This is a genomic window from Carboxylicivirga sp., from assembly GCF_982718395.1.
The window spans coordinates 1-6,279 of record NZ_CEXQWX010000248.1; the positions used below are offsets into that span (position 1 = coordinate 1).

Here is a 6,279-nt window from a genome sequence, read left to right on the forward strand (position 1 = left end):
CCAAATTAATACTGAAGTTTTCCTCAGGTACATTAGCTAATTTAATTTCTAAAAGTTCCAGTATCTGTTTCAATGTATGAGTTGCTCTTAAGGCTATTAAATAGCGATTGTTGTTAATAGAGCCAGTGGTAACATTCAAATCAGTTCTTAATTGATAATTAGCTTTTGATAAGCGCGTAGGTACAGGGTCCGCATAAGCAAGAGAGCTGATTGTTAAGGTGTCCTCGTTTGATTTAAGATGTATTGCTGCAAATCTGTTTTGTGCATTTAGTGTTTGAGGTTGCAGGTATTCACGTGTTCTGTTAAGGTAATTTGTTGATTGACTTTTTAGTGATTCTGGTAAATCAGCTATTCCCAAAACTAATTGAATATGCTTAGTAGCTTTTAATTCCTGAAGAATATTCCCCGATAGGTCAATTGTATGATAACTTTTAAATTCATCGGGATGAAAGTAAACCATTAAGGTTGTGTCAACTAAAGGATAAGCAGGGGTCAATGATTTTATTTTTCGTTCTTTGGCTTTGGTTAAGCTCACATAAGCTTGTACTTCATCTTTCTTTACTCCTTCTAATGTATAGCCCGCAGAAACCAATCGTATTTCCAGATTTCGTTGGTCATTACTTTCAGGAAATATCAAATCCTGAGTGAGTGGATCAAACTTAACACCTGAAGGAAACATGTAAAATTCTCCATCTTTTGTCCATTGCTGAGGCTTGGGACCAAGTAGCTGAATCATGCTTTTAAGTTTCTTTTCAGCCTTATCAATCTCCTTGTATTTCGCTGCGAAACTTCGTTCCAACTCCTTAATGCGTTGTTCTTTCTTGCTAAGGTTGGTTAGTTTAGCATCAATTAACCGTTTTCTATAGTTAATAGCTTCAAGGTTATCGGGTTCATATTTACGCAAAGTGTCAACCTCTGATTCTAAGCCGGAAAGTTCATTTTCAACCAATGATTTACTTTGATAGGCTTTGTTAAGTAAATCATTGTTTTTGATTTCATTCATCGCACTAACTATGTTGTGTTGTCGATGCTCTTCAATTCGATCGAGGTGCGAAATGCCTTTAGTTTTGTTTTTATCTGGCGTTAAGCCTTTGGTCGAAGAGTCAGCAAATAGATGATAGCTAACAGTATCGTCCGTAATAATCAGCATAGGCTTAAACGACGAGTCGAGGCCCCAAAGTGAAGTGTGCAAGTTAATAGATTCACTGCCAGTAATACTTAGTTTCTTTTTAAGATGAGGTTGCAAATACAATTCGTCTTTGTGGGTTCGTGTATTATAAGTGAATAATCCTATGCCTCTACCGTACCACTGTTTGGTACTGTCGCTTGGATTAGGTTCCCATTCGTATAAGAGTCCGGCAGTGCCACTACCTTCGCCAGCTGCTAAAAATGTCGTGTTTTTCAGCTTCTGTCCACCTGATAATAGATTGAAAAAATACTGGCTGCGATCAAAACTATAGTCTGAGATGATATCACTCCATTTGTTTAGAAGTTTTTTTTGAACTTCGATGTCAAGTTTAGCTTCTTCGAGTTGCTCTATTTTTTTGAAAATGGGTAGCGATGGATGCATTAAAGTTGTGAGAACCTTATTTCTTTTTTTACTGTTTAATCTCTTTGGCAACAATGTTACAATTGGTTTTTGGAGCGTCAAGATCAGAGAATCATTACAGTTCGGTTGTTGGTAGATGTACCTTTTTAACTCTTCGTTTAGTTCCCAAAGAGTCAGCTTAATGGCGGCTTCTGATATCAGACCATTCGATGAAGATTGAATACTATCATAGTGAATCGTTAAACTATCAGGATTGTATTTCAGGTATTTACCAATCGCATTATAATCAATCCATCGTCTAAAATTCGATTCGCGATAAAATGGTTTTGTGTTAAACTCAAAGTAATGCTGCCAATTATGTTTTAAACTGGGTGTTTTTTGCACGATTCGATATAACCATGCTTCCTGCTCAGGGCTTAATTGGCTTTGAACAGGTAAAACATAAAGCAGTAATATTATAACAAGTATTGTGTTGCGCATGTGATGGGCTAAGATAGAAAAAGATGCTTAATACAAATCAGGGCCTGAATACATTAAAAGGATCAATTAAACTCAATTGATATTAAGAAAATGTAAGTTGAGAGGGTATACCTGCCATTCGCTTAGCGCATTAAAAACGCTTAATGAGTTTCCTCATTCATTTTTATGGAGATTTAGAGGGTACGTATGCATACGAAAGATAATTTTGATCAAACCATTGATTCACTGCTACAGTAATCTGGGGGCTACCGAGTATTTCCTTAATGTTTTTTATTGAAAGGTTAAAGCTTTTGAGTGCAAAGGTTTAACCTTTTGGACTCAATGGTTTAACCTTTTTGATGTAAAGGCTTAACCTTTTAGGTACAAAGCTTAAACCTTTGCGATTTATTCCTTAAACCTTTCCTTATCTTTGCGGCATGCAACAATTACGTAAATCAAGTCAGGTCGCCCTTCGTCAGTTGAATATACACTCTTTAAACCCTATGCAGGAGCACACTTTTGCCTCTGTCAGTAGTGGGGGTGATGTGGTAATGCTTTCACCAACTGGTTCGGGTAAAACACTGGCCTTTCTATTGCCGTTGGTGGAGCAGTTGGATAAAAAAAACGACCAGGTACAACTACTTATATTAGCACCAGCACGTGAGCTGGCATTACAGATTGAACAGGTACTCAAAAGTTTGCGTACTGGTTTTAAAGTAAATTGTTGCTATGGTGGGCACTCAATCCGAACTGAGATCAATAACCTGAAACATCCGCCGGCTGTGCTTGTTGGTACACCTGGTCGAGTAGCGGATCATATACGACGGAATTCTTTTGATCCGACAAATATTCAGTTCTTGGTTTTGGACGAATTCGATAAAGCGCTTGATCTGGGCTTTCAAAAGGAGATGAAGGAAATAATAGAACAGCTCGGAGGACTTGAGCAACGTGTGTTGACATCGGCAACTGCCATGAGGCAAATACCGGCTTTTGTTGGGCTAAAAGAAGCCGAGGAGCTAAATTTTTTAGACGAAGAGGATTTGCCACCAAAGTTGACTCTAAAGGGTGTTCGTGCCGAAGGACGTGATAAGCTTGAAATATTTCTTCGTCTCATCAGTCAATTAGGTAATGCGCCAATGTTGGTTTTTGTTAACCACCGTGACGCTGCTGACAGAATAAGTAATCATTTATCGGAATATGGTATTGCTCATGATGTATTCCATGGTGGTATGAAACAGGAGGAGCGGGAGAGGGCACTCTTAAAGTTTCGTAATGGAAGTCACCATCTGCTGATTACTACTGATCTGGCTTCACGAGGGCTCGATATTCCTGAAATTAAATACGTATTGCATTATCATATGCCATCAAAAGAAGAGGCTTATATTCATCGTAATGGTCGTACAGCCCGGATGCATGCTGAAGGAACCTCTTATCTGATTTTAGCCGAAGATGAAGCTGTGCCAACATATATTACTGATGAGGTAACTTTTGAAGAGGTGGCTACTGGCTTGCCTTTACCAGAATTACCTCAATGGCAAACCATCTATATCGGCAGTGGTAAAAAGGATAAAATCAATAAGGTTGATATTGTAGGGGTATTTCTGAAGAAAGGTAAGTTACAAAAAGATGAATTAGGACTGATTGATGTGCTTGACCATAGTGCCTTTGTAGCCGTAAAACGTGATAAAGTAAAGAAAGTACTTCAACTATTGAAGAATGAACGCATTAAGGGCAAGAAGTTAAAGATGGAGGTATCGAAGTAGGGATTATTTTATCTCAGCTCCTTCAAATAATATCACACCTTTAAAATCATTTTGTGCCTGATTGAACATAGCTTGTGCTACATCACTGGCTTTAATGGCCCTGTACTTTCTAAGGCGACCTTTCATTAAAGGATTGAAAACCGTCATTAGTTTTTCTGAAACTTTCTCACCAAAACGAAATTCGTTACGTTGTCCCAACAGGAGTGAAGGTCGGAATATGTGGATAGATGGAATGGACAATTGTGCGATAGACACCTCCATATTGCCTTTTGTTTGGAGATAGAAATTAGATGTTTTATTTGAAGCTCCAACCGAACTAACAACTGAAAATTGCCGGCATTTGTTCTTTTGCGCCCATCTGGCCAACTCCACAACATAAGTATAGTCTACCTTTGTGAAAGCATCTTGACTACCTGCGGTTTTAATGGTGGTACCTAAACAACAGAATACATCATCAACTTCTTCAATGTTCAACTCATGGATTGCATCAAAATTAATAGAGTGGCTTATTAACTTTGGATTATTAATAGCTAATGGTCTGCGAACAAGGGTTATTACTTTATTGTAATGTTTGCTCTCCAATAATGTCTGAAGGAGTGATTGACCAACCAAACCTGTTGAGCCTGCTATAAGTGCTGTTTTCATTTTTGCTGTTTAAAACTCAACGGATGAATATGGCAGTAAATAATGTATTCATCCGTTGAATAATTACACCTTAATACTCCCAATCCAATCCGTATTGATCGCTGATGTCGAGCGGAGGCATTGGTCCATCAAAAGGTTTCAGATCTTTTACATACCAGTCCATCCAATTTATTTGGCGATAAAGTACATCAATGCGCCCCACTTGCTTGCGGTTACCATGTCCTTCACCTGGATATTGAACCAAGCGAACTGCCGGGTGGTCATTCATTTTCATGCGACGATAAAGCTCCATGCTTTGTGATGGATGAATACGCGGATCGGCTGCCCCTCCATATATCAAAGTGGCTGTTTTACTCTTATGCGCATGGTAAATGGGACTTTGCTTCAGATTCATTTCCCATTGTTCTTCCAATGGTTGCCCGCTGTGGACATGCAATTCCTCATAGGCAATATCGGTAGTTCCTTTTTTACTTATGATATTGGTGATACCAACAAAAACAGCTGCAGCTTTAATGTAATTGGTGTAATAGGTGGCAAACCATGCCGAAGCATAGCCCCCGTAAGAGCCACCTGCCATACCAACACGATTGCGATCGGCTCCATAGTTTTCGACTAAATAATCAATACCATCAGCCAGGTCATCGAACTCCTTGCCAGCAGGGTCTTCAAAACCTTCCATGGCAAAGTCAACTCCATAACCGGTACTGGCCCGATAGTTAAAGTAAGCGACCAGATAACCCTTACCAGCCATAACCTGACCGGGTGTTGAGTAACCACTCAGCCATCCGTTGGAATGGTGCGATTCGGGTCCGCCATGTACATATATGATCAATGGATATTTTTCCCCTTGTTTGTAACCAACCGGCTTTATTAGCAACCCCTCGATATTTAAACCATCTCGTGCTGCATAGTTAATTATCTCTTGCTGACCTAAGGTGTTTTGTGCTAACCTATGATTGATATCGGTTATTCTTACTAAGTCTCCTTTTCCATCCCATTTGTAGATGTTGGACATATCGGTTGGTGTACTTCCACTAAAGGCAAAAGAATCAAAACCGGGAGTAATAAGAGGAGAGCTAAAGATGATGCCGTTGGTTTTCGCATCCAGAATAAGTTTTCGTTTATTATTTTTTAAAGCTACCGTGTATAGTTTCGGATATACACCTTCGTGCGCCAGGTAGACGATCTCTTTGTTATTTTTCCATCCACTCCAGGTGATGTGTCCTTTGTAATTCTCTGGAGATATATTCGTTATCTTGCCGCTGGCAATATCAACTTTATAAACCTGGCTGACAGCATGATCATTCAGGTTAAGAGCGCCGGTATAAGTCAGGTGTTTGCCATCCGGACTGAAACTGTAATTACCCAGTTTACCAACATTATTCAATACGCGCTTTACCAAGCCATTCTCCAGGTTGAAAATATGAATTTTGCGGAACATGTATTTTTGATCAATCAATTTAAGCCCTGTTGCTGTATAAGCCAATTGCTTACCTTGCTGATCAAAGTTGAAATCCCAAACATTCACTTCTTTCGTGATTTGGGTTTTTGCTGTTTGCTCAAAGTGGTCATTAATCTTGATTAAAAAGAGGTTATCATTTTTAATGTTCTCTTCAAAAAAGATAAAATTGTAACCCCGTTTTTTTAATTCCTTCTCTTTTGAAGAATATGAGCTTGTGGAAAGATAAGCAAATCCTTTTCCATCGGGATTCCACTTAAAAGAGTTAACACCGTTACTTTCGCTTGTTACTTGAATGGGTGTCTCTTCGTCTTGAGGCAGAACAAATAGCTGATATGCAACATTTGATCTCATTTTAAATGCCAGATGTTTCCCATCAGGACTCCAGAGTGGTGAACTGCCTT

4 protein-coding genes are annotated in these 6,279 nt (G+C 39.0%); 1 reads left to right on the forward strand and 3 read right to left on the reverse strand.

The window, feature by feature from the left end:
• A partial coding sequence (locus AC4MRQ_RS24440) for a hypothetical protein (protein ID WP_491200354.1) occupies positions 1-2,029 on the reverse strand: 2,029 nt, incomplete at its 3' end.
• A 416-nt stretch (positions 2,030-2,445) separates the two neighbouring features.
• Here AC4MRQ_RS24440 and AC4MRQ_RS24445 point away from each other — a divergent pair.
• On the forward strand, positions 2,446-3,771 hold the full coding sequence (locus AC4MRQ_RS24445; RefSeq protein ID WP_491200355.1) for a DEAD/DEAH box helicase: 1,326 nt from the start codon (positions 2,446-2,448) through the stop codon (positions 3,769-3,771).
• A 3-nt stretch (positions 3,772-3,774) separates the two neighbouring features.
• On the opposite strand, the gene AC4MRQ_RS24450 is transcribed toward AC4MRQ_RS24445, so the two are convergent.
• Positions 3,775-4,416 (reverse strand): NAD(P)H-binding protein, encoded by a 642-nt coding sequence (locus AC4MRQ_RS24450; RefSeq protein WP_491200356.1) that lies wholly within the window; start codon positions 4,414-4,416, stop codon positions 3,775-3,777.
• A gap of 70 nt (positions 4,417-4,486) precedes the next feature.
• On the reverse strand, positions 4,487-6,279 hold a 1,793-nt coding region (locus tag AC4MRQ_RS24455; RefSeq protein WP_491200357.1), incomplete at its 5' end, for a S9 family peptidase.